Origin of the sequence: Devosia ginsengisoli, from assembly GCF_007859655.1 — a bacterium.
GTDB classification, from domain to species: Bacteria; Pseudomonadota; Alphaproteobacteria; order Rhizobiales; family Devosiaceae; genus Devosia; species Devosia ginsengisoli.
In genome coordinates this window covers 3,079,576-3,099,623 of the sequence record NZ_CP042304.1, presented here as the reverse complement: position 1 = coordinate 3,099,623, position 20,048 = coordinate 3,079,576, and the positions used below count along the sequence as shown (strand labels likewise).

The following is a 20,048-nucleotide window of genomic DNA, read 5'->3' as shown; positions in this document are numbered from 1 at the left end:
GGTTTCCTCAAGGTGCAAGCGTGAGGCGCGCGACGACGACATCGCCGGCAGCCAACAGAGTGCCGAGATCGGCGGCAATTTCCTCGCCATTGCGAATGATCGCGTAAGTGTAGCTCGGCGCGGCATCGCCGGGCATAGCGGCGCCGGTATAGAGCGCGGCCTCCTGTACCAGGCCGCGTTGCGTGGCGATCTTGAGCGCCAGGGCGCTGATCTGGCCATCCACGGTCTGCCGCTCCAGCGACAGGTCGGAAATGCGCTGGTCGGCAAGCCTGGCCTGCTCGCGATTGGCCGCCGCAATATCCTGTTGCGCCTGGAGAGCGGCGGTCTGCGTGTCGAGCAGGCGCGCTTCGAGATCGGCGACATTGGTCTGGAGCGAGGCCACGCGCGAGACCAGAGCCAGGCCGTCATCGGAGAGCGCCGTGATCTTGTCGAGCTGCTCGCGTGCGACCACCAGCTGGGTTTCGGTGCCGCCCTGCTTCTGCTGGAAAGCCTCGATCTGGCTGGTGAGCAAGCCGACCTGGTCGGTCAGCGAAGTGGACTGGGCTTCGGCCTGCCGCGTCTGGGCGTCGAGTATGGCCTTTTCGGCAGCCACCACGCTGTCGATATCGGGCTTGCCTTCCAGTTCCGGCGGCACGGTGATCTCGCTTTGCCCGGCCAGTTCGGCATCGAGCCGTGCGCGGCGGACCAGCAGGCGATCATATTCGTCTTCCAGCACCTGCAAGGCGCCGGTCGTGTTCAGCATTTCGCGTTCGGGACGGGCCGTGGCTTCGGCGCTGCGCCGCTCGCCACCGGCCAGAGCCAGCGCCTTGACCACGGTCAGGTTGGGCGCAAAGGGGTATTCGCCGGGCGCGGCCACATCGCCGGAAATATAGACCGGTCCATACTCGGCCACTTCCACCGTAACGGTCGGTGCGGTGGTGAGGCCAAGGGCCTGCTGCAGCCCGGAGCCGAGTTCGGCCGCCAGTTCCGCGGATGTCCTGCCCGCGCCGGCAGTGGCGCCGACCATGGGGAAGTTCACATTGCCATCGGCGCCGACCACATATTCGCCGCCCAGCGCCGTCCATTCCTCGAAGGTGGAATCGACCGCCTTCCATTGCACGACCTTGATGGCGATCCTGTCGGAAACGCCCAGCATGTAGGGCTCATTGGCCCCGGCGGCTCCGGCCGCGAAGGTCATCAGGGCACCCAGGGCGACGAGCCGGGCAATGGAGCGAAAATGGTCCGGGGCAGTCCGCATATATCCCCATCCTTAGGTCTGGCAGCGATGCGCCAATCGTCGGCAAGGATCATGCTCTCAATGGGGCGGAGGCCGCAGCAGACGCTCGCCGCCCAGGCCGGGAGATAGCTCTACAAGACTTTGATTTTACGATGTTTTTCTGCCCAGTTCGGAGCCTGCCGGTCCGGTCACGGCAGATATGCGCGAGGCGGCCAACTGCGCGATGGGGTTGCGGACTGGCTGCGCGCGGATTTGCGAGTGCCGGCGCCGGAAGGAGCGAAGCCGAGGGCCGTCAACCGCCGCTTCTGCACCGGCGACAAAGCCGGCCAGACGCTGCTACGCTGCGCCTCGGCCAGCGCGCCGAATTCTTCCTGATGCGCGGTGCTGCGGCTCTGAATCTCGAAAATACGGGGATCGATGGGGCGCGGCAATTGCGGCAGCGCGCCGAACAGCACGGCCGCCCGTTGCGGCGACAGTTGCAGGTTTCGGCCATAATAGACCAGCACCTCTTCAAGGGCGGGGTCGGCAACCGCCGCCTGCACTTCCCTGATAATATCGTGGCAGGTCTGCTGCTTGAGCCGCGCGGTAAGCCCGTGAATCTGCGCCCTTGCCGAACGCGGTCCCAGCCGGAAATCGTCGAGCATGCCCCCCGACCGGATAGCGGCCCACGCAGCGCTGGCAGATCCACATCCGGTCCGCCTGCCGCGCCACTTCATAGGTCAGCCTCTGCTCGGCCTGGCCGCAGAAATCGCAATTGCCCTGGAGCGTTACGTCGTCGCGGAGTTGCCAGGTGTAAGACCAGTCCTTGGGGTCTCCCACGCTTTCGCTCAGCGTGTAACGGATCCGGGTCATCGGCATGTCTCTCTGTTCGTTGCGCGAACCCTCACGGGCACGTTATCTGCAACACCAAAGATCGGCCGTTTCTTGGCAGGACTCCGTTATAACGTCGGTCGGGTACCGATTACCGACGCCTCGTGGCCTGATTGATCTGCTGCCACGTTGCGATATCGGTTTTGAGGTTGGTGACGGCATAACCGCCGCCCACCGCAAGGCCCATAAGGCCATCGGCCTTGGGCTCGGTTGCTATCGAGGGCTGGGCCAGATTGTTCTCCGGCCGATCGCTGGTGGTGAAACCCAACTCGGCGAGCCCGCTATTGTCAAAGAATGGCTCGGCGCAATCGGCCGTCGCAAAGACGGCGCGGTGCCCCAGTTCAGGCCGCTGCAAGCCGCGGATGGCAAGGTCGGCCACGTCCCGGAAGCTGGTCCACATATGGGTGCAGCGCTCGTCGGTGACCGCCGGTCCGGAATTGCCGATACGCAGCGACAGCGCGCTGAAGCCATGCGCATTGGCCAGGTGCGCCACCGCCGCCTCGCCGAAAATCTTGCTGACCGCATACCAGCCATCGGGCCGCGGCGGATCGGTTTCCTGCACCAACTCGCCACGAGGGTAGAAACCCCAGCCGTGATGGCTGCTGGCATAAACGAAGTGACTGCCGCCGGCGGTGACGAAGGCTTCCAGCAGCCGCACCAGCCCGCGATAATTGCTGTCGATCGTGTCCTCGAAGCTGATGGTGAAACCATGCGCGCAGGCCAGGTGGATCACCCCGGTAACGCCGGCCATAGCCTCGGCCAGCACGGCGCGGTCGGTCAGGTCGCCGACCACCACGCGTTCATTGCCGGCCAAGTCGGCCGGCGCGGCGCGGTCGAGCAGCACGATTTCGGCAAAGCGTTCGGCGAGATAGGGCCGGATGCCGCTGCCCACCAGGCCGCTGGCGCCGGTAAGCAGGATTCTCTCATGCTGTGTGGTGGTCATTTTCTGTCCAGTGTTGAAATGCGCCCGGCCACTTCAGTCGGGAAAGCTGAAGCTGGCCACGGGTTCGGCGACGCCCGCCACCGATGATTGAAGGGCCAGCAGGCGGCCGGATTGGGAGGCATTGCGCAGCGTCTCGGTGGAAAGGCCGGAGCGCGCGCTGGTGATATAGAGCGTCGACAGGTCCGGGCCGCCGAAGGCGAGGCTGGTGGGGGTCGGCACGGGCAGCGGCACGACATGCTCGAATTCGCCGTCTTCATCGAGCCGCACCACGCTCCAGCCGTCATAGGCGCCGACCCAGAGCCGGTCATTGGCGTCGAGCGTCAGCCCCATCGGCGCGCCCGTGGCTTCCGGCAGGCGGCTGAACACGCGCTTGCGGCCATCGGCCTCGCTCATCACATAGATCGTGTTGCGCCCCGGCACCGAGGCATAGAAGGCCATGCCGTCGCTGCTGATGGCGAGGCTGGTGACTTCCCCGCTGATTTCCCAGACCGGCTCGCCCGGCCCGGCTTGCGTGAACTGGCCGATGGCGGAGATATTCTGCTCGGCATTGAAGACCGCAACCCAGACGCGGCCACGCGAATCCGTCCGCACCGCCCGGGCCTGGAACTGGGCGTCGAAATGCAGGTGCCGCTGGGTGCCGTCGCGCCGCAGCAGGATCGCGCCGCCCCGGGTGAACAGAACGACACCCTCATGGGTCAGGAAGGCGCAGTCGATGCGGCGGTCGAGCGTCTCCAGCGTTATGGCGGTTGGCGTGGCGTCATACCAATGCACTGTCGGGCCGAGCTGGTCGATCCACACCACGGCGCCGGTCTGCGCATGCCAGAGCGCCGAAGCGCCGAGAAAGGCCTGGGCCGAGGTAATGGCCGTTGCCGGGGAAATGTCGCTGGTCGTGACCGCGCTGGTGCGGTTTAGCTCCTGGGAAATGCGTTGCGTGGCCGCCGCCAGCTCGTAGCCGAGCTGTTCGGCGCGGTGCGGCGTGATCCGGAATGTCGGCCCGGCGACGCTGATCGCGCCGATCGGCTGGCCTGCGGCATTGAGAATGGCCGCGCCGGCACAGCGCGTGCCTTCGAGGATTTCCTCGTCGTCGATGGCAAAGCCGCGCGCCCTGATAATGTCGAGCTGTGCCAGCAATTGCGGCACGTCGGTAATGGTCTTGTCGGTGAAGCGCTGCAGTGGCTGGCTGAGCAGCGCCGTGACCTGGGCCGTGCTGAGATGGGATAGCATGGCCTTGCCCTGCGAGGTGCAATGCACCGGCTTGGTCACGCCGAGCGCGGCCGCCGAGCGGTGCGAATGGGCGCCGTCGAACCGCCCCAGTGAGCGCATCTTGCCCTCATGCATGACCGCCAGATAGGAGGTTTCCCCCGTCATGTCGCGCAGGCGGCGCAATTCGCCCGCCGCCACCGAGACGAGGTCGCTCGACGACCACACATTCTGCGCCAGTTCGATCAGGTGAAAGCCCAGGGAATAGGTCTGCCGGCCCGGATCGGTGCGCACCAGGCCCCGCGCCTGCAATGCCGCCAGGATGCGATAGAGCGTGGCCCGCGGCATGCCGGTGCGGCGTGCCAGGTCGGCCGAATCGAGCAGCCCCGGCTCTTCCCCGATATGGTCGAGCAGGTCGAATGCCTTTTGCAGCACCGCCGTGCCAGCCAAGGCAGACTTTTTCTGGGAGTCCGGGCTCCAGTTGTCGTCGAGGGTGTCGACCCCCGGCGGGCTCATCACCGCCATGCTCTTGCCTCGCGCTGCATGCCGGCACGGCCTAGGCGGAGTGCCACGCCACGCGCCGGAAGGGAAGGATATCGATATCCTTCCATACGCCCTGCCGGTAGTAAATCTCGCTGGCGATCAGCGCGTCGAGGGCGGCGCGATCGGGCACGTCGCAGAGCACGATGGAGCCGATCATCCGGCCGGCCTCGTCGAGCATGGCTCCGCCATCGATGATCACGCCTTCGGCCTTCAATTCGTGAATGCGTTCCATATGTGCGGCCCGGTTGGCGAGCCGCCGGTCCAGCGTGCCCTCAGCGGTGTCGTCGCGTGCGATGATGGTGAACTGCATGTCGGCCTCAATCGAGTTTGGGTGGGGCGGAGGGCGGCGCCAGGTGATAGCCGCGCGCGGCATAGTCGAAATCGTGCAACGCGTTCACCGGACTGCTCCGGTCGACGGGGGAGGCGTAATAGGCGCGGATCTCGCTGATGCGGGTAATGTCGTGGTTGAAGATGTACCATTCGTCGCCGCGCAGCACCTGGCCGACGCCGGTCTTCCAATGCGTCCACTCGATCACCGCTTCGTGGCCGTCGGCCCCGGCCAGCACCTTTTCGATGGTCCAGCGCGAGCCCAATGTCCTGACGCACCAGACCCAGCCATCGGCAATGGCCTCGGCACCGCGCCAGGGCGCGCCGGGCAGGCCCGGCGGGAAATAATGTACCGCATCAGGGGTGAAGCAGGCCATCAGCCCGGCCCGATCGGCGGCGTTGCAGGCGTCGAAATAGCGCCGGATCAGGGCTTCCGCGCGTGCAGCCGGCGTGGTCGGGGGAACGCTCATTTCGCCACCGGACGCGCGCGCCATTCGGCATATTCGCGCAGCGTTTCCTCATTGGGCGGATAGGTGCCCCAGAGCGGGGCGCCCGCGTCGATCTTGGTGAAGAGAAATTGCTCGCGCAATTCCTGCTCGTGGCTGTCCTGGGCGACCTCTTCGGCGATCTGGCGCGGAATCACCACCACGCCGTCGGAATCGCCGACGATGATGTCGCCGGGATAGACGGCGACACCGGCGCAGCCGATGGGCAATTGCATGTCCGCGGCGCGATGGAAGGCCGGACGGGTCGAGGCCGTGCGTCCGACGCAGAAGGCGGGCAGCGCCATCTGGGAAATTTCGTTGCCGTCCCGGAAGGCGCCATCGGTAACGGCGCCGGCCACGCCCTTGCGCAGCATCCGCGTCATCAGCATATTGCCCGCCGAGGCGGCGCGCGGGTCATTGCGGCTGTCGATGACCAGCACCTGGCCGGCCCCGATCGCTTCGACGGCTTCCCACTGGATATTGTCCTCGCCGCGCTTGTTCAGGTCGCCGAGATCCCAGTCGCGATCCTCGCGCGAGGGAATGAAGCGCAGCGTGAAGGCTTCGCCGGCGAACGAGGCCGCATTGGGATTGAGCGGCGACAGGCCGACCAGGAACTGCTGGCGATAATTGCGCTTGAACAACTGCGTCGTGATCGTTGCCGTGCTGCAAGCCTTCAGCATGTCGAGCATGCTCGACAATATGGGCTGGTCCACCTGTGTCACTCTTGTACCTCCGAAAACCCGGCGCCTGCTGCCACAGCGCATACTCTCACATATTGAGAACATTCACCGCAACAACAGCACTTCCTACCCGTAAAGCATACACTCGGCTCGGCAGTGCAACAGCCCCGCCGATAGTGGGACGTTTCGGTTGATCTCACATTGTAAGAGTGATCGGCGATGCCTGCGTGACTTTCTGTGGCCGCTTCCGGGATTTGCCCATACATTTCCCGTCACTGAATGCCAGGGAGGTTGGAATGGCCAAGCAGTCACACGGAACTATCTCGCGCCACCGCAAAGCGCGAGCCAATGCAATCGGTTTGCTGATGGCAGGCGTGGCCATGGCGGCTGTCGCAATGCCCTCGTCCGCCATGGCGGACCCCGTCCAGATCAACGTGATCGACGTTTCGGGAAATCTGGCGCTCACCCAGCAGGTGTTCGACAATTACCTCGCTGCCAATCCGGAAAAGGTGTCGCGCTTCACCTTCACCAAGGCGCCGGCGCCCGAACTGGCCGGCAAGATCCAGGCGATGCAGAATGCCAATCGCATGGATATCGACATCGTGCTGACCGGGGCCGACGGCCTCGCCGCCGGCATGCAGCTGGGTCTCTGGGAAGACCTGACCCCCTATATCGACCAGATCGGCGACCCCAACGAGGTCCTCAATCCTGGCGCGGTGACGCTGCAGGCCCTGGCCGACATGCAGGGCGTGGTGATCGCCTATTCCCAGCAGGGTCCCTTCATCGAATATATGCCCGACCGGGTGGCCGATGTGCCCGGCACGGCCGAAGAGCTGCTGGCCTGGTGCAAGGCCAATCCCAACAAGCTGATCTACGCGCGTCCCGCCAATTCCGGTGCCGGCCGTACCTTCCTGATGGGCCTGCCCTTCATCCTGGGCGATTCCGACCCCAAGGACCCGATCAACGGCTGGGACAAGACCTGGGAATACCTGGCAGAGCTCAATACCTGCATCGAATACTACCCGTCGGGCACCTCGACCACGTTCAAGGAACTCGGTAACGGCACCCGCGATATCGCCATTACCAGCATGGGCTGGGATATCAATCCGCGCTATCTGGGCACTGTTCCGGCCAGCGCCGAAGTGGCGATCCTCGACAACACGACCTTTATCGGCGACGGCCACCTCTTCTCCATCCCCAAGGGGTTGAGCGACGAGCGCCGTGCCGTTGCCATCGACGTGCTCAAGTTCATGCTGCAGCCCGAACAGCAGGCCATCACCTATGATGCCGGCTATCTCTATCCGGGTCCGTCCGTGAAGGGCGTCACCATCGACATGGCGCCTGAAGAGAGCCAGCAGGTGATGGCCGAGTTCGGTCGTCCCATGTATGACGAGCTCATCGAAACCACGCCGATCGACGTCATTCTCGAGCCCGACCTCATGATCGAAGCGTTCCGCAAGTGGGACGAGGAGATCGGTGCCGGCAAGGGCGACTAATCCGTTCTGACCTAACTCAACCGCCGCGCGACCCTGCCGGTCGCGCGGTGTCTTTTCCCGCGGGAGAGCCAGTGTGTTCCAGCAACTTGAGATGAAATCCATCACCCGCTCGTTCGGTGACTACCAGGCCCTGTCGAGCATGAATCTGTCGATCAAGGCCGGCGAGTTCGTCTCCCTGCTCGGGCCGTCCGGCTGTGGCAAGTCCACGGCCCTCAACTGTCTTTCCGGCCTGCTGCCGCTGACGGCGGGTGAAATCTGGCTCGATGACCGCCGCATCGATACGCTGCCGCCCGAGCGGCGCGGCTTCGGCATGGTCTTCCAGAACTACGCCCTGTTCCCGCATATGAGCGCGAAGAAGAACATCCGGTTCGGCCTCGAAATGCGTAAGGTGTCCGCGGCCGACCAGGGGCGCCGCGTCGATAATGCCCTGTCACTGGTGCGCCTGCAGCAGCATGCCGACAAATTGCCCGGCCAGCTTTCGGGCGGCCAGCAGCAGCGCGTGGCCATTGCCCGCGCCATCGTCATCGAGCCGCCGCTGGTGCTGATGGATGAGCCGCTGTCCAATCTCGATGCAGCGCTCAGGATCGAAATGCGCGAGGAAATCCTGCGCATTCACCAGACGCTGGGGCTGACCACCATCTATGTCACCCATGACCAGGACGAGGCGCTGGCCATGTCCGACCGTATCGTGGTGATGAAGGAAGGCGTCATGCAGCAGCAGGGCGCGCCGCAGGAGCTCTACAACCGCCCGATCAATCTCGATGTGGCGCTGTTCATGGGCTATCGCAACCTGCTCGACGTGACCGCGGCCGCCGCGCCGCGCGCCGGGCGCCTCACCGTCAGCCACAAGGGCGTCGATCTGGACGCCACCGCCCTCACCGACATCGCCGATGGTCCGCTGATCGCGGCATTCAAGCCGGACGACGTGGTGTTTTCCGATAGCGGCCTGCCCGCGACGGTCGACAGCGTCATCTATGGTGGCCGCGACAGCACGGTGAAGCTCGACCTCGAAAATGGCGGCCAGATTCATGCCCGCGTAAGCGACCCGGTTCGCCCCGGCGACCGCGTGCATGTTTCGGTATCGCCCGAGCATCTGCTGGTCTATCCGCGGCCGGCCCAGCCCATTGCGGGGCTGTGACCATGGCCAGCGAAACCATTTCGGCTGCAGCAGCGTCGCGCAGCGCCAATGCCGACCCCTCGACGGTTGCCGGCCGCGACCTGCGCCTGTTGATGGTGGTGCCGGGCCTGCTGGTGATCGTGGGGCTGTTCGTCTATCCGTTCATCTACGGCTTCATTTCCTCGTTCAGCCCGCAGGGCGAGAATGCGGAATGGCTCGCCAACTACCAGCGCTTCTTCAGCGAACCGCGCCTCTACGAAACCGTCGGCAAGACGCTGTGGCTGGCTTTGCCGGTCACCATCCTCAATGTGGGGCTGGCGGTACCCTTTGCCTTCATGCTGCGCACCCCGTCACGGGGGCAGCGCCTGCTGTCGACCCTGCTGGTCATTCCGATGACGCTGGGCACGGTTCTCGTCGCCGAAGGCCTGATGCTCTACCTGGCGCCCAATGGCTGGCTGAACCGCAGTCTGCTCGAGCTGGGCCTGCTCGGCTCGCCGCTGCGCCTGCTCAACAATTACTGGGGTGTGGCGCTTTCGCTGCTCATCACCGGCTTTCCCTTCGCCTTCATGATGATGCTGTCCTATACGACCGGCATCGATCCGACCCTGGCGCGCGCCGCCGCGACCCTGGGCGCTTCACCGATGGAACAGTTCCGGCGCATCTATCTGCCGCTGCTGGTTCCGGGTCTCACCATCACGTTCTGCCTCACCTTCGTGCAGGCTTTCGCGGTGTTTCCATCGGCGGTGCTGCTGGGCGCACCGGCCGGGGCGACCCGCGTCATTTCCATTGCCGCCTATGAAATGGCCTATGAGGAATACAACTGGTCCATGGCTTCGACCGTGGCCATGGTGATGGGCGCAACCCAGTTGGTCATTGTCGGCATCGCGCTTGGCCTGCGCCAATTTTCCTATCGTGGCCCCGTTGTTGGAGGAAAAGGGTGATGGACTTCATCCGCGATACAATGCTGCCGCGCGCATGGCGCTGGTTCGTCATCGCCTGCATGGTCTTTTTCGTCATCAACGTGCTGTTGATCATCACCTCGGTGCTGGTCAGTTCCTTCGGCACGGGCTGGTTTACCGGCTGGCTGCCCGAGCAGTTCACGCCGAAATGGTATGGCGAGGCCTGGAAGGAATTCCAGCTCCAGCATGTGCTGCTGGTCACGGTGGAAATCACCCTGGCGGTCGTCGCCATCTCGCTCGGCGTCGGCGTGCCGGCGGCCTATGCGCTGGCCCGGCTGCAGTTCAAGGGCAAGAGCCTCGTCATGCTGATGTTCCTCGTGCCGCTGCTGGTGCCGCCCATCACCTACGGCATTCCGCTGGCCACCGTGCTCTATCAGGTGGGCGCAGGCGGCACGATGTGGGGTGTCATCCTGGCCAATCTGGTGCCCAGCGTGCCCTTTGCCGTGCTGGTCATGACCCCGTTCATCGAGCAGATCGACCCCCGGCTGGACTCGGCGGCGCGCGTCTTCGGCGCTTCCTCGCTGACGACCTTCTGGCGCATCCTCGTGCCCCTGCTGATGCCGGGCATTCTGGCGGCCGGCATTCTGGTGCTGATCCGCACGATCTCCATGTTCGAGTTGACCTTCCTCACTGCGGGGCCGGACAGCCAGACACTGATCGTCGCGCTCTATTATTCGATGTTCGCCGCCGGGGTTCGCGCCCAGCAATCGGTGGACGCCATGGCCGTCATCTACATGCTGACGACCATGACCGGCCTGCTGATCGCCCTCCGCTTCGTCGATCCGTCCCAATTGGTGGGGCGCGTTAAAAGCCAGAAGGTCTGATTTCGCCCATGTCGCGCATCAAGAGCATCTCCACCCGTATCGTCCGCATTCCCTTCGAGGATGGCGGGCGCGGGGAGGGCATCACCCCGACGCGCTGGCACATTCTCGACAATGTGCTGGTGCGCATCGAGGATGAGGACGGGCGCGTCGGCTGGGGCGAAGCCTTCGGCTATTTCTGCGCCCGGGCCGTGGCCGCCGCTGTCGAGGACATGATTGCCCCGCAGGTGATCGGTCGCGACATCGACGATATCGCCGCCTGGAACCGCGCCACCCAGCAGGCGCTGCATCTGTTCGGGCGCTATGGCATTACCATCTTCGCCCTGTCCGGCGTCGATATCGCGCTCTGGGACCTCAAGGCCAAGCGGGAAGGCAAACGGCTGGCCGAGCTCATTGCCGCAAACCCGCCCGAAAGCGTGACGGCCTATGCCAGCCTCGTCGCCTATCGCGATCCTGATCTGGCCGCCCGCTATGCCGGCGAGGCGGTGGCCCGCGGCTACCAATATATCAAGCTGCACGAAATTGCCGCCGAACCCATCATCGCGGCACGCGCGGCGATGGGGCAGGGCCCGGGCCTGGCCGTCGACGTCAACTGTAACTGGAGCCGCGAGCAGGCCAGCGCCATGGTGCCGGTGCTGCGCGAAGCCGATGTCATGTGGCTGGAAGAGCCGATCTTCCCGCCCGAGGATGTTGCAACGCTCTCCGCCATCGAAGCCGAGGGCATTGCCATCGGCGCCGGTGAGAATGCCTGCACGGCCTTTGCCTTCGAGGCCCTGATATCAGGCATCACCTTCCCCCAGCCCAGCGTGACCAAGGTGGGCGGCATCTCGGTTTTCCTCGATATCGCGGAACGTGCCCGGGCGGCCGGCCGTGTGCTGATGCCGCATTCGCCCTATTTCGGGCCGGGCTATTTCGCGACGCTCAATCTCTTCGCGGCCCTGCCGGAAACGGCTCTGTTCGAATATCTCTATGTCACCCCCGAAGCCTTTATCGGCGTCGATACCCCGCAGCCGCATGACGGCCGCATCGCGCTGCCATCAGGACCGGGGCTGGGTTTCGCGCCTGATGAAGTGGTGGTGGAGCGATATCTCGACCTCTCGTGGTCCCGGTGAGTGCAACAGGCCGCCTGCGCCTTGCCCATGGCGACTTCGAAGCCGAACTCGCGCCAGCCCTTGGCGGCCGGCTGACCCTGCTGCGTCATGCCGGGCGCGACATCGTCGTGCCGTTGCCCACCGACCACGCCGATCCACTGTTCTGGGGCAAGGGCGGCGGCTATCCGCTGCTGCCCTATCACAACCGGATCGAGAGCGCGCAACTGCACTTTGTCGGGGCCGTGTTCGACCTGGTGCCGCATCCCGATACCATGCCGCATAGCCTGCATGGCCCGGCACAGCGCCGGCCCTGGCGTCTGGTCGAACAGGACGCGGCCAGCGCCATATTGGCGCTCGACTATGCAGCGGATGCCGATTGGCCATGGGCCTCCGAAGCGCGCCAGAGCTTCGCGCTGGGCGATAATGGCCTCACCATCGGCCTCACCCTGCGCAACACGGACACCACGTCAATGCCCGCTGGCCTCGGCTGGCATCCCTATCTCCCCGCCGGCCGCGTGAGCCATGATGCCGCCATCCATTGGCCGCTCCGGCCCGACTATCTGCCGACGGGCGAGCGCCTATCGGGACCGGGGCCGCAGGCGGAAGCCACGCGCTATCTCGAAGCCTGGACCAGGGCGGATGTCGCCACCGATGGACTGGACATCATCCTCACCGCCAGCCCGGAATTCCGCCACCTCGTGGTGCACAGCGCCGGCCAATATGTGTGCCTTGAACCCGCTACCCATGTGGCCAACGGTTTCAACCTCGCCGCTGCCGGTCATGACTTTACCGGCACGCATATCCTGGCGCCCGGCGCGGTTCTGGCCGGTACGGTTCGGCTTTCGGTTGGCGAGATTTCACAGCGTCCGTGAGGGCACGTCCTTGTGGACCTCGGCGATGTAATCCATGTCCTCATGGCGCTGGAAGAAATCCAGCCACAGATAATGCATGCGCTTGCCCGGCGACACGTCGACACCGTGATTGGAGCCAAGCGGGATGTGCAGCAGGGTGCTCCCGCCCAGCGCATGGCGCTGCCCGTCGATAAGCAGCGTGATGTCATTTTCCGCGAAGCTGAAGAACAACTGGTCCAGCATGGGGTGGGCATGCGGCTCGATGCGATCCGGCCCGATCGATTCCACCGAACCCATGCAGAAGCGCGGCAGCACATGCGGGCCGACCAAGGTGCGGCTGATGGTTTTCTCGCTCTTGAAATAGTCACGATATTGCGGGCTCGCCGCATAGTCCTGGACGATCGGAAATGCCATGCCGGCCAGGTCGATCCTGCCGTAATCCTCTTCGGTCAGCGCCCAGTCCACCTCCAGCACCTCGGCGTGCCCGTCAGCCTCGATATGGATATCGTCCCCCGGCCGCGCCACGTAGCAGGTCTTGTCGGCAAAGCGGGTCGATGCGCCACCCGAGCGGATCGTTGCGGCCCCGCCGAGCAGAACCAGCACCACCAGTTGCAGCCGGTCGCCACGCAGCGTCAGCGTGCCTTTGTCGAGCCGGTGATGGGCAACCCGCACCCCGGCAATCTCGCCCGGCAGCAGCGGTCGCGAGCCCGGCATGGTGTTCGCGGCAACGGATTCCGCATGGGGAGCAACAGGCATCGACGTATCCTCTTATAAACGAACGCCAATTCCTAGCATTTCGCACCCCCCGCGAAATGCCTTCAGGCAAGCCCCTTCCCCTCTCGCCCCACATGATGGGAATAGGCCTTTCCGCCCGGCCGCAGCGCGCTCTCTAAAGAACGGCCTCGCGCCACGCCCCTGCCTGCACCGTGCCGCGTGGACGGAGGGATTTCTGCGCCACCAGCAAGGCGCCGAGACTGTCGAACAGCTCGCGGGGCGTTTCCTCCAGCGTGAAGAGGCTGGCATCGCCTGCGGCGCCCACTTTGAGCGCGCCCAGTTCCGGCCGGCGCAAGGCCGTTGCGGCGGCGGTGGTGGCCATGGTGACGACATCGGGCAAATCGACGCCCAGGGCGATAGCCTTGTTCATGGTCGTCAGCAGGTCCACGGCGGGGGTCTTGCGGTTGAACAGGTGGACGTCGGACGAGATCACATCGGGCAGGAAGCCGGCGCGCTGCATGCGCCCGAAGGCGGCATAGTCGAACGAGCCGCGGCCATGACCGGTATCGAAGAACACGCCACGCTCGCGCGCCGCCATGCAGGAGCGGTTCACCTCGCCACTGCGCGGCGAGACCACGGCATTGGGGTAGGGCCGGCAGCAATGGGTCAGCACGTCGCCGGGCCGCAGCAGGTCGGCGATTTCATCGATCGTGGGTGGCGGCATTTCCACATGCACCATGACTGGCAGGTCCAGTTCCTCGGCGGCCTGCAAGGCGAGCTTCAGCGGATCGATGACGCTGTCGCCGCTGGAGCTGGGGCCGACGCGGGCCTTGATGCCGACGATGATGTCGCGATGGTCGCGCACGGCGGCCACGCATTCGCGCACGCCGAGCAGGCGCCGTTCCCAGCCTTCGCCCACCGACAGGGCGCCGCCAAAGCCGAAAATGCCGGCAAAGGAAATGTTGAGATAGGCGAGGATGCGCACATCGGCCCGCTCGATCACATGCGCGCGAAAGCCGGCAATATTGGCCGCGCCGGCACTGCCCGCATCGACCAAAGTGGTCACGGCCGAGCCGCGCGCCAGCTCATCGGGGTCGACGCCCAGCGAGGTGCCGCCGACATAGACATGGGTGTGCAGGTCGATCAGCCCTGCAGTCACATATTGCCCGCTGGCATCGACCTCCGCCGTGGCCGTATCGGCCTCGGACACGTCGATCGCGGCGATCTTTCCCCCGGCAAAGGCCAGCGAGCCTGTTCGGTCGAGGCCCTGCGCGACATCGAGCAGGTGGCCGTTTCTGACGATAAGGTCGTAATGCATCTGGTCCCCCGGGCGGCTAGGCAAGAATGCTCGATTCGGCGCCGATAGCCAGTGCGCCGCGCAGAGCCGTATCGTCAGCCGCCACGCGCGCGATCAGCCCCAGTCTCTCGGCGGCGCGGCGATAGTCTTCCACGCGATCGTCGTCGCCCACGATATCGACCGTACCGCCGGGTTGCCACCAGCCGGCATTGCGCGCCTCGATGAATTCCCAGCCGATCAGCAATCCACGCAGGTAATCGCCGATTTCGGCCGGCGCCACCTGGCCCGCCAGCCAGCCGGTCCGCGCGGTGAAAAGCCGCGTCAGCAGGCCATGGCGATCGGTGCCGGCAGCGCATTCGAGACCGCGTGCAAAGGCCCGCCAGTCACGCCCCTCGGGTTGGGTGGCAATGCCGGCCAGGCCCGAATGCTTGAGCAGCAGCAAAACCAGTTCGCCGGTGATGAAGGTGCGAAAGCCCACGATCCTGCCGCCGCCGATGCGGGCCCATTTGCCATTATTGCCCGGCATGACCACGACGGCGTCGCGATCGAGTCCATGGCCGACAAGTTGCGCTTCCTCGCCGCGCATCACGTCGGGAAAGGGCGTGGCGGCCGGGTCGCACAGGCCGGGAATGAGGGTCAGCCGGTCGCCATTGGCCAGCGCCACATGGCGCACGGCACGGGCAATATCGGCCAGGCCAGCGGGCGCGGCCACATAGCCCATCTCCATCCAGCCCGAACGCCCACCCACCATGCCGGCGGCGAGAATATGCAGCGCCCCATGCGCCTGGCGCCACGGCGCGAGCACCGCGTCGAGCACGGCCTCATGCCGTCCCGCAGCATGCTTGAGGCCATCATCCGTGCCGATGCGATCCACGACGGCATCGGCGCCATCAACCAATGCCGCCTCCAGCCTCGTCGCACTCCAGTCGATGACCACCCGCATGTCCGTCCTCCGTTTAGCTCGTTGACAGGCTCTAGCATTTCAAATTATGGTCCACAATAACAAACACACGATCCACAATGTGGACCATATGAGGAGCTGTTCCGTTGTTGCAAGGCATTCTGCCCGTCCTGCCCACGCCCTATGGGGATGATGGCGCTGTCGATCCCGCCGCGATGCGGGCATTGGTGGAATTCGCCATCGGCGCCGGGGTGCAGGGCATGGTGTTCCCCGGCTTTGCCAGCGAGGTGGAGGCGCTTACCGACGACGAGCGCATCAGCCTGATGCGCGTGGTGGTCGAGGCCAATGCCGGGCGGGTGCAGTTGATTGCCGGCGCCAGCGCATCGACGGTCGAGGCCGTGGTGCGCTTTGGCCGCGAAGCGCTCGACCTGGGCATTCGCTACCTGATGATCCAGGCGCCCAAGGAAGCCGGGACGCAGGCGGGCGAGGTCGCGACCTTCTTCCGCGCCATTGCCGACCAGTTGCCGGGCGCGGAAATCGTGCTGCAGAATGCCCCGCTCCCGCGCGGCTCCGATCTCGATCCGCAGACCCTGCTCGCCGTGGTGAGCGGCGTCCCCGCCATTACCTATGTGAAGGGCGAGACGCTGCCTTCCGGTCCGGCCATCTCGGTGCTGCAGGCCAATCCGCCGCCGCATCTGGCCGGCATTATCGGTGGGGGCGGGGCGCGCTATCTCATCGACGAATATGAGCGCGGCGCCTGCGGCACCATGCCGGCGCTCGAACTGGCCGATCTGCATGTGCAGCTCGACCGCGCCTGGCGCAGTGGCGACAAGGTCGGCGCCCGCACGCTCTATTCGCGCTCGCTGCCGCTGTTGCTGCTGCAGGCGGTCTATCGCATGCATCTCACCAAGCATGTGCTGACGCAGCGCGGCGTGATCGACACCACGGCCGTGCGCGCCAAGGGCCCCAGCCCCGATGCCATGGCAATCCGCGACATCGATAGCTGGCTGGCCGAAGTCGCCGATATCTTTACTCTGGCGCCGATTGCCCAGCGCGTTGGAGAGCCTGCATGAACGACCGCGTCAAATCGGTTACCCCCTATATTCTGACCATTCCGCGCGACACGCCCTATCTCGGCGCGTTGCGGCCAGGCGAGACGGTCAATGCGCAGGGCTATTTCGTGCGCAAGGGCAACCAGACCGTCTATCCCACCGTCGATCGCAGCATTCTGGTGCGCATCGAGACCGAAAATGGCGTGGTCGGCTGGGGCGAAACCTATGGCATCGTGGCGCCCGGCGCCGTGCTGGCCATCATCAATGAATTGCTGGCCCTGTTCGTGGTCGGGCGCGACCCGATGGAGGTCACTGCCATTCATGACGATCTCTATGGCCTGATGCGCGTGCGCGGCTATACCGGCGGCTTCTATCTCGACGCGCTGGCCGGCATCGACACCGCGCTCTGGGACATTGCCGGCAAGCTGGTGAATCTTCCCCTTTCGACACTGCTCGGCGGCAAGCGGCACGAGCGCATTCCCGCGTACGTCTCGGGCTTGCCGCAGCCGACCCGCATCGAGCGGGCGGATTTCGCCGCCGAATGGCGCGACAAGGGTTTTTCGGCCTTCAAATTCGCCTCGCCGGTCGCCGATGATGGCGTCGTCGCCGAAATCGCCACTTTGCGCGAAGCTCTTGGGCCCGATATCCGCATCGCCTGCGACATGCATTGGGCCCATACCGCCGAAGAGGCGGTGGCGTTGATCCGCTCCATGGAGCCGCATGGCCTGTGGTTTGCCGAAGCCCCGGTCAAGACCGAGGATATTGCCGGCCTCGCCCATGTCGCCGCCAATGTCGCCACCACTATTGCGGCAGGCGAGGAATGGCGCACGGTCTATGACCTGGTGCATCGCGTCGAGCGGCGGGCCTGCGGCATCGTGCAGCCGGAAATGGGCCATATCGGCATTACCGAATTCATGCGCATGGGCGCCTATGCCCAGGCCAATCATCTGCGCGTCATTCCGCACGCAACGATCGGCGCCGGCATTTTCATGGCGGCCAGCCTGCAGGCCAGCGCCGCGCTGGCGGCGGTCACCGACCACGAATACCAGCACTCGATTTTCGAACCCAACCGACGGTTGGTCACCGGCGACATGGATTGTGCCGCCGGCTTCTACAGTGTGCCAACGGGGGCGGGACTCGGTGTCGAGCCCTCCGCGGAGGCACTGGCCTTACTCAAAGAACAGAACTGAAATCAGGAGGATAAGTTGATGTTCAAGGGATTGTCTGCGCGGGGAGGGCTCCGCAAGGCCGGCCTGGCCCTGGCTTTGTCTACGGCTCTGGTGGCCGGCGCTTTCTCGCCCATGCTGGCGGCAGCGCAGGAAACCACGCTGAAATTCGTGTCCTGGCAGAATGACGAGCCGGGTGTCGGTGGCTGGTGGGCCAGCCTGATCGAAGAGTTCAAGGCCCAGCATCCGGGCGTCGAGGTCGAATGGACCAAGGTGGAGCGCGCCGCTTTCGCCGACACCATGACCACGCTCTTCGCCGGTGGCTCCCCGCCTGACATCGTTCACCTGGCTTCGTTCGAGTTCCAGCGCTTCGCCAATGAAGGCTGGCTCGAAGACCTCGGCCCGTGGTTCGACAAGGGCGGCGTCGGCCTCGATGGCTGGGCCGGCCAGCAGATCTGCGAGTTCAACGGCGAAACCGCCTGCGTGATGATGCTCTATTTCGGCTATATCATGGCCTATAACCAGGCCATCCTCGACGCCGAAGGCCTTGCCGCGCCGACCAATTACGAAGAGCTTCTGGAAGTGGCCCGCAAGACCACCAAGGACCTCAATGGCGACGGCATTATCGACCAGTTCGGCCTGCACCACCCGACCAAGGTCGGCGGCGGCCAGTATGTCACCGAAATGCTGAACTATGTGCTCGATGCCGGTGGCCGCTGGACCAATGCCGAAGGCCAGGTGACCATCAACACGCCCGAAGTGATCGAGGGCCTGACCCGCTGGAAGACCATCGTCACCGAAGGCCTGATGCCGCGCGACCTGTCCTCGGGCGAAACCCGCCAGCTGCTGGCCGATGGCAAGATCGCCGTGGGTCTCGACGGTCCGTGGCTGGTGCCGATCCTCGCCAAGGGCGCAGCTTCCGCCGACGTCAAGATCGTCGCCGATCCGCTGAGCCCGCCGGTGGGTGGTTCGTCCAACGTGCTGGGCATGTCCAAGGATATTTCCGATGAGCACAAGGCGCTGGTCTGGGATTTCATCCAGCTCGCCATGAGCGACGAATTCCAGTCGAGCTATGCCACGCTTGCCGCCTCGCCGGCCCCGAGCCCGCGCGCCGACATTACCGAGGCTACGGCAGTAACGCCGGAATTCGGCCTCCTGGTCGAAGGCGCCCAGGCCGCATCGGCCGAAGGCATCGACCGTATCCCGGCCGGGCTCGAAATCCAGTACAACGAGTTCGCCAAGATGGTGATGGAAGAAAGCCAGCGCATGATCATCGAGGATCTCGATCCTGCCGCTGTCGCCGCCACCATGCAGGCCCGCGCCGAAGAACTGCAGAATCAGTAATCTTCACTCCCGGCCGGCCGGACTTTTGTCCGGCCGGCCATCCCGCAATACCGGAGTGCGCTCATGAGCCGCCTTCCTCTTCTTGACCTGGCGCGGCCGAGCCGCCGGCACTGGCTGGGCTATCTGCTGCTGGCGCCGGCCGTGGTGCTGATCGCGCTGATCATCATCTATCCGCTCATCGTCTCCTTCGATATTTCCTTCCAGAAGGTCGACATCGTCCGGCTGGACCGGCGAGCGCCGTTCACCTTCGCCAACTATCAGCAATTGTTCGGCTCGGCCGAATTCTGGATGTCCTGCTGGGTCACGCTCAAGCTCGTCGTGGTCGTCACCGCGTGCTGCGTGGCGCTCGGGCTGGCGACGGCATTGCTGGTCAATAACCGCTTCCGTGGCCGCACCGTGGCGCGCCTGCTGGTGGCTTTGCCATGGGCCGTGCCCGAGATCATCGCCGTCGTCATCTTCGCCTGGATTTTCGATTCATCCTTCGGCCTGATGAACTGGCTGTTCTTCCGGCTGGGCCTCATCAACGAGACCATCAACTGGTTCTCCGACCCCAATGCGGCCTTTGTCGCCGTGGTCGTCACCATGGTGTGGAAGGGCTATCCCTTCGTTTCGATCATGGCGCTGGCGGGCCTGCAATCCATCCCCGAAGACTATTACAATGCCGCGCGCGTCGATGGCGCCAATGCCTGGAACCGCTTCACCAATATCACCATCCCCTCGCTGATGCCGGTGCTCGGCGTCACCATGGTTTTGGTGCTGCTCTGGGTGTTCCGCGACTTCTCCATCATCAACGTGATGACCGGCGGCGGCCCGCTCAAATCGACGCAGACCCTTTCCATCATGACCTACGAGCATGCCTTCGGCTTCTTCAAGATGGGCTATGCCTCGGCCGTCGGCGTGGTGACGCTGATCTTCTGCGTCCTGGCCAGCCTGCTGATGATCGGCCGCAAGGCCGACGGCATCTACTGAGGAACG

The 20,048-nt window shown here is 64.8% G+C and carries 20 protein-coding genes; 10 read left to right on the top strand and 10 right to left on the bottom strand.

The annotated features are described in order from the left end of the window. Positions 1–7 precede the first annotated feature (7 nt). The 7 genes from FPZ08_RS15060 to FPZ08_RS15030 all read right to left on the bottom strand — a co-directional run bounded on the left by FPZ08_RS15060 (position 8) and on the right by FPZ08_RS15030 (position 6,306). Positions 8–1,237, bottom strand: a complete 1,230-nt coding sequence (locus FPZ08_RS15060; protein WP_146290765.1) for a polysaccharide biosynthesis/export family protein — start codon at positions 1,235–1,237, stop codon at positions 8–10. A gap of 167 nt (positions 1,238–1,404) precedes the next feature. Further along, positions 1,405–1,860, bottom strand: coding sequence for a hypothetical protein (locus tag FPZ08_RS15055; RefSeq protein ID WP_146290764.1), 456 nt, complete (start codon positions 1,858–1,860; stop codon positions 1,405–1,407). 317 nt (positions 1,861–2,177) lie between these two features. Next, positions 2,178–3,029: an NAD-dependent epimerase/dehydratase family protein gene (locus FPZ08_RS15050; protein WP_146290763.1), complete on the bottom strand. Its 852-nt coding sequence runs from the start codon at positions 3,027–3,029 to the stop codon at positions 2,178–2,180. 33 nt (positions 3,030–3,062) lie between these two features. Then, a complete protein-coding gene (locus FPZ08_RS15045) occupies positions 3,063–4,754 on the bottom strand; it encodes an IclR family transcriptional regulator domain-containing protein (protein WP_146290762.1) in 1,692 nt (563 codons plus the stop codon). Positions 4,755–4,785: 31 nt separating this feature from the next. Then, positions 4,786–5,082 (bottom strand): YciI family protein, encoded by a 297-nt coding sequence (locus FPZ08_RS15040; RefSeq protein WP_146290761.1) that lies wholly within the window; start codon positions 5,080–5,082, stop codon positions 4,786–4,788. 7 nt (positions 5,083–5,089) lie between these two features. Beyond that, on the bottom strand, positions 5,090–5,569 hold the full coding sequence (locus FPZ08_RS15035) for a nuclear transport factor 2 family protein (RefSeq protein WP_210246814.1): 480 nt from the start codon (positions 5,567–5,569) through the stop codon (positions 5,090–5,092). After that, positions 5,566–6,306, bottom strand: coding sequence for a ribonuclease activity regulator RraA (locus FPZ08_RS15030; RefSeq protein WP_246132676.1), 741 nt, complete (start codon positions 6,304–6,306; stop codon positions 5,566–5,568). Before FPZ08_RS15030 ends, FPZ08_RS15035 begins: the two co-directional genes overlap by 4 nt. Positions 6,307–6,644: 338 nt before the next feature. Between FPZ08_RS15030 and FPZ08_RS15025 the strand changes: the two genes are divergently transcribed. From FPZ08_RS15025 to FPZ08_RS15000, 6 genes are all read left to right on the top strand, one after another. Further along, entirely contained in the window at positions 6,645–7,760 is a 1,116-nt protein-coding gene (locus tag FPZ08_RS15025; protein ID WP_246132675.1) for an extracellular solute-binding protein, read from the top strand. Between the two features lie 91 nt (positions 7,761–7,851). Next, positions 7,852–8,898, top strand: a complete 1,047-nt coding sequence (locus tag FPZ08_RS15020) for an ABC transporter ATP-binding protein (protein WP_146293208.1) — start codon at positions 7,852–7,854, stop codon at positions 8,896–8,898. A gap of 2 nt (positions 8,899–8,900) precedes the next feature. Next, complete coding sequence (locus tag FPZ08_RS15015) at positions 8,901–9,818, top strand: ABC transporter permease (RefSeq protein ID WP_146290758.1); 918 nt, start codon at positions 8,901–8,903, stop codon at positions 9,816–9,818. Next, positions 9,818–10,660 carry an ABC transporter permease gene (locus FPZ08_RS15010; RefSeq protein ID WP_146290757.1) on the top strand — a complete coding sequence of 281 codons (843 nt, stop codon included), beginning with the start codon at positions 9,818–9,820 and terminating at the stop codon, positions 10,658–10,660. Before FPZ08_RS15015 ends, FPZ08_RS15010 begins: the two co-directional genes overlap by 1 nt. 8 nt (positions 10,661–10,668) lie before the next feature. After that, complete coding sequence (locus FPZ08_RS15005; RefSeq protein ID WP_146290756.1) at positions 10,669–11,769, top strand: mandelate racemase/muconate lactonizing enzyme family protein; 1,101 nt, start codon at positions 10,669–10,671, stop codon at positions 11,767–11,769. Further along, a complete protein-coding gene (locus tag FPZ08_RS15000; protein ID WP_186767024.1) occupies positions 11,766–12,620 on the top strand; it encodes an aldose epimerase family protein in 855 nt (284 codons plus the stop codon). Before FPZ08_RS15005 ends, FPZ08_RS15000 begins: the two co-directional genes overlap by 4 nt. Here FPZ08_RS15000 and FPZ08_RS14995 read toward each other — a convergent pair. From FPZ08_RS14995 to FPZ08_RS14985, 3 genes are all read right to left on the bottom strand, one after another. After that, the gene (locus FPZ08_RS14995) at positions 12,606–13,355 is read right to left on the bottom strand and encodes a cupin domain-containing protein (RefSeq protein ID WP_146290754.1); all 750 of its coding nucleotides are present in this window, start codon (positions 13,353–13,355) and stop codon (positions 12,606–12,608) included. The genes FPZ08_RS15000 and FPZ08_RS14995 overlap by 15 nt on opposite strands. 133 nt (positions 13,356–13,488) lie before the next feature. Further along, positions 13,489–14,631 (bottom strand): amidohydrolase/deacetylase family metallohydrolase, encoded by a 1,143-nt coding sequence (locus tag FPZ08_RS14990; RefSeq protein WP_146290753.1) that lies wholly within the window; start codon positions 14,629–14,631, stop codon positions 13,489–13,491. Between the two features lie 16 nt (positions 14,632–14,647). Beyond that, positions 14,648–15,553 carry a 2-dehydro-3-deoxygalactonokinase gene (locus FPZ08_RS14985; protein WP_146290752.1) on the bottom strand — a complete coding sequence of 302 codons (906 nt, stop codon included), beginning with the start codon at positions 15,551–15,553 and terminating at the stop codon, positions 14,648–14,650. 104 nt (positions 15,554–15,657) lie between these two features. Between FPZ08_RS14985 and FPZ08_RS14980 the strand changes: the two genes are divergently transcribed. From FPZ08_RS14980 to FPZ08_RS14965, 4 genes are all read left to right on the top strand, one after another. Further along, positions 15,658–16,584, top strand: a complete 927-nt coding sequence (locus FPZ08_RS14980) for a dihydrodipicolinate synthase family protein (protein WP_146290751.1) — start codon at positions 15,658–15,660, stop codon at positions 16,582–16,584. After that, positions 16,581–17,753, top strand: coding sequence for a mandelate racemase/muconate lactonizing enzyme family protein (locus FPZ08_RS14975; RefSeq protein ID WP_146290750.1), 1,173 nt, complete (start codon positions 16,581–16,583; stop codon positions 17,751–17,753). The genes FPZ08_RS14980 and FPZ08_RS14975 overlap by 4 nt, the downstream gene beginning before the upstream one ends. Before the next feature lie 18 nt (positions 17,754–17,771). After that, positions 17,772–19,073 (top strand): ABC transporter substrate-binding protein, encoded by a 1,302-nt coding sequence (locus FPZ08_RS14970; protein ID WP_146290749.1) that lies wholly within the window; start codon positions 17,772–17,774, stop codon positions 19,071–19,073. A gap of 63 nt (positions 19,074–19,136) precedes the next feature. Further along, positions 19,137–20,042, top strand: a complete 906-nt coding sequence (locus FPZ08_RS14965; RefSeq protein ID WP_146290748.1) for a carbohydrate ABC transporter permease — start codon at positions 19,137–19,139, stop codon at positions 20,040–20,042. The last annotated feature ends 6 nt before the right edge of the window (positions 20,043–20,048 follow it).

Bases quoted from the DNA above. Each gene is read 5' to 3' on its own strand.
- FPZ08_RS15060 (WP_146290765.1), bottom strand. From the start codon at position 1,237: ATGCGGACTGCCCCGGACCATTTTCGCTCCATTGCCCGGCTCGTCGCC.
- FPZ08_RS15055 (WP_146290764.1), bottom strand. From the start codon at position 1,860: ATGCTCGACGATTTCCGGCTGGGACCGCGTTCGGCAAGGGCGCAGATT.
- FPZ08_RS15050 (WP_146290763.1), bottom strand. From the start codon at position 3,029: ATGACCACCACACAGCATGAGAGAATCCTGCTTACCGGCGCCAGCGGC.
- FPZ08_RS15045 (WP_146290762.1), bottom strand. From the start codon at position 4,754: ATGGCGGTGATGAGCCCGCCGGGGGTCGACACCCTCGACGACAACTGG.
- FPZ08_RS15040 (WP_146290761.1), bottom strand. From the start codon at position 5,082: ATGCAGTTCACCATCATCGCACGCGACGACACCGCTGAGGGCACGCTG.
- FPZ08_RS15035 (WP_210246814.1), bottom strand. From the start codon at position 5,569: ATGAGCGTTCCCCCGACCACGCCGGCTGCACGCGCGGAAGCCCTGATC.
- FPZ08_RS15025 (WP_246132675.1), top strand. From the start codon at position 6,645: ATGGCGGCTGTCGCAATGCCCTCGTCCGCCATGGCGGACCCCGTCCAG.
- FPZ08_RS15020 (WP_146293208.1), top strand. From the start codon at position 7,852: ATGAAATCCATCACCCGCTCGTTCGGTGACTACCAGGCCCTGTCGAGC.
- FPZ08_RS15015 (WP_146290758.1), top strand. From the start codon at position 8,901: ATGGCCAGCGAAACCATTTCGGCTGCAGCAGCGTCGCGCAGCGCCAAT.
- FPZ08_RS15010 (WP_146290757.1), top strand. From the start codon at position 9,818: ATGGACTTCATCCGCGATACAATGCTGCCGCGCGCATGGCGCTGGTTC.
- FPZ08_RS15005 (WP_146290756.1), top strand. From the start codon at position 10,669: ATGTCGCGCATCAAGAGCATCTCCACCCGTATCGTCCGCATTCCCTTC.
- FPZ08_RS14995 (WP_146290754.1), bottom strand. From the start codon at position 13,355: ATGCCTGTTGCTCCCCATGCGGAATCCGTTGCCGCGAACACCATGCCG.
- FPZ08_RS14990 (WP_146290753.1), bottom strand. From the start codon at position 14,631: ATGCATTACGACCTTATCGTCAGAAACGGCCACCTGCTCGATGTCGCG.
- FPZ08_RS14985 (WP_146290752.1), bottom strand. From the start codon at position 15,553: ATGCGGGTGGTCATCGACTGGAGTGCGACGAGGCTGGAGGCGGCATTG.
- FPZ08_RS14975 (WP_146290750.1), top strand. From the start codon at position 16,581: ATGAACGACCGCGTCAAATCGGTTACCCCCTATATTCTGACCATTCCG.
- FPZ08_RS14970 (WP_146290749.1), top strand. From the start codon at position 17,772: ATGTTCAAGGGATTGTCTGCGCGGGGAGGGCTCCGCAAGGCCGGCCTG.
- FPZ08_RS14965 (WP_146290748.1), top strand. From the start codon at position 19,137: ATGAGCCGCCTTCCTCTTCTTGACCTGGCGCGGCCGAGCCGCCGGCAC.